We start from the raw sequence: 2,568 nt of genomic DNA, 5'->3' as shown, positions 1-2,568 counted from the left end.
TGGAGGAGCTTCTGAAACGATCGGCGAGAAGAGGAAATCCGCATCGAAGAACCAGATTGAAACGCTCAACGCCATAGAGCAGAACGTCAAATCACTGGTCATAGAGGACATGGGGAATGTCGAACTTGCGAATGAGAGCACCGTGTTCGACTTCTCAACGTTGCCGACAAAGCAGGCCCAGAACTTTTATGCCGAGCTTATGCTGAGGCAGATATACAGGGAAATGGAAGAGCGCAAAAGAAAAGACGCTCTCATATGCATTGACGAGGCCCACAGGCTTACCAAGTCATATCACACCATCCTTGATGTTATGTCCCGCGAGATAAGGGACAAGGGAATGCTGTGGATAATAACGCAGAATCTTATCGACATACTGCCGGAGATGAGGGCAAACTTCGGCACGAAGTTCACTTTCAAGTTGGGAGATGCAGACCTGCAGATTCTGTCCTACAACCAGCTTGTAAGATTTTCCGTCTCAGTGCTGCAGCCTAGACAGTTCACGGACATAGAATTCCCTGAGAGCCAGGCGTTCACTCCGGTGCTGACATACATTTCCGACGGCAATGAATACAGAGAAACGCAGAAGATTCTTGCAGCGGTCAGGGAAGAAAGGATGGAAGAGGGAGCCGGAGGGAGAGGGAAGGACATAGACTACAAGGAGGAGATTCTGCAGATTCTCAGCGAAAGAATGTCCTATGCAACCGAAATGGGAAAGGAAATATCGGCGAAATACGGAATCAGCAAGGATCAGGCAAAACTCGGAATAAAGACCATTCTTGAAGAAATGAAGAACAACAATGAAGTTGGCAGGGTCAAATACCTCAGGGATGGCAAACCAATCGTTATGTACTATTCGAAGAGCCCCAACCTCTCTAATCTCCACACAGGAATGCAGAGCCAGGCAGTTGACATCCTAAACGAGCTTGGTGTATCCGTAAACAGGATATCGACCACCGGAGAAAGAGGAGCATTTGACATAGAGACAGATTTCTTCATGGTGGAAATCGAGACGGGCTTGAAGCATAGCATGGAAGACTTGAAAGAAAGAATAGTGGGAACTAACTTGAGGGTGATAATTGTTGTTCCCAACAGGGAGCTTATAGACAAATATAAGGGACTTGGAGAAAGAGTCATGGTAATGACAATGGATTCATTAAGAGAGATGCTAACAGAGCCTGAAAAGGGAGTGTTATCATAGCCTTCTATCCTCTTTTCCTTGAGTTATGGATATATATAGTCTAAAGACCTAACATGAATAGGTGAATAAATGGTTGGATTTCATCCTATAAACCGGGTAATGACTGTTGGGACATTTCTCTTCATAGCGTCATTGATTGTAATGGTGTCAGGCTGGTTAATCAGAAATTACTATGGAAGTTCAAATCTGGCAACTGTTATTTGGGCTAATTTCTTCCTGTATGGATTGCTGGCATTCGTTATATCCGTGATATTAGTTTTTGTTGGTACAATTCTGGGAGCTAGGAGTGGAAAGTTGCAGGAAAGAGCAGGCAACATTTGGAACAACAGGCCTGGAAAGAGATAAACAGGTATCGTAACCGTACGCAAAAACAGGTTAATAGAGTTGATCTAAGTGGTTTCAATTCACCCTACCAATAAAATTCATCCTTTCTATGCGATGGTGTCTTATCTGATTGGGTTGGGACTAGTTTACCTATCTATATATCTTTCAATTCATCTAAATTTTAGCTCTTCTTTTATTGCTCGCCTTCCATTGGTCTTCCCAATTGTATTTTCAATGATTGCCATTATGTTTGGCACATTATTCCTTATGAGGCGTGAATATGGATGGTTCTTTAGGACTGGGATTATGAGTCTTGCAGTAACTTTGTTCTTCTTTCCTCTCGCTTTGGTAGCCATTTCTATGGATGCTACCTTTGTGGTATGGGGTCCATTGATCGTCTTTGCAGTTCTTTCCTTCATAGCTGGACTTGTCAGATTGGTAATTCAAGGTGGTATCCAGGCATTCAGAAAATACAAACGGGGTGAGGAATTTTAGGAACCTATGCTGTTGAATAAAACAAGCTCGTTTTATGAATTAACCGCTAACCGTTAATCCAAAAAGGTTAACCATAAACTTATAACTCTTTGCTTCCAAGTTCAATCAATGATCATCTCCATTGCCAACCAGAAGGGAGGTTGCGGAAAGACGACAACTGCAGCGAACCTGGGAGCTTTGCTTGCAAAGAAACACAGGGTGCTTCTGGTTGATATCGACCCGCAGGGAAATCTAACCACTCATTTTGGTATCAACAAAGCGAACCAAAAGCACACAATATACGATGTTATGCTCAACGGCAGGATTGAGGATGCAATCATCCGAAAGGATGGAATCGATATAGTTCCCAGCACAATCGATCTTGCAGGCGCAGAGGTAGAGCTAACCGGAAAGATTGGCCGTGAATACATCCTTGATAACGAGCTAAAGAGGATATCCAGAAAATACGACTTCATCATCATAGACACACCACCAAGCTTGGGTATATTCACAATCAACTCGCTAGTTGCATCAGATTACGTGCTTATACCAGTGCAGGCAGAATTCTTCGC

At 43.4% G+C, this 2,568-nt stretch carries 4 protein-coding genes; 3 read left to right on the top strand and 1 reads right to left on the bottom strand.

Annotation, left to right across the window (positions count from 1 at the left end):
* Together AMDU4_RS12065 and AMDU4_RS12060 are read left to right on the top strand one after the other, a co-directional pair.
* Positions 1–1,198 (top strand): ATPase (locus AMDU4_RS12065; RefSeq protein WP_021788233.1); only part of this gene is annotated, 1,198 nt, incomplete at its 5' end.
* A gap of 69 nt (positions 1,199–1,267) precedes the next feature.
* On the top strand, positions 1,268–1,543 hold the full coding sequence (locus AMDU4_RS12060; protein ID WP_021787315.1) for a hypothetical protein: 276 nt from the start codon (positions 1,268–1,270) through the stop codon (positions 1,541–1,543).
* 149 nt (positions 1,544–1,692) lie between these two features.
* On the opposite strand, the gene AMDU4_RS12055 is transcribed toward AMDU4_RS12060, so the two are convergent.
* Entirely contained in the window at positions 1,693–1,941 is a 249-nt protein-coding gene (locus tag AMDU4_RS12055; protein ID WP_021792168.1) for a hypothetical protein, read from the bottom strand.
* Between the two features lie 184 nt (positions 1,942–2,125).
* On the opposite strand from AMDU4_RS12055, the gene AMDU4_RS12050 reads away from it, so the two are divergent.
* A partial coding sequence (locus AMDU4_RS12050; RefSeq protein WP_290705295.1) for an AAA family ATPase occupies positions 2,126–2,568 on the top strand: 443 nt, incomplete at its 3' end.

This window comes from Ferroplasma sp. Type II, assembly GCF_000496155.1.
Note: the sequence above shows the minus strand (reverse complement) of the source record. Positions and strands in the feature narration are given on the sequence as shown.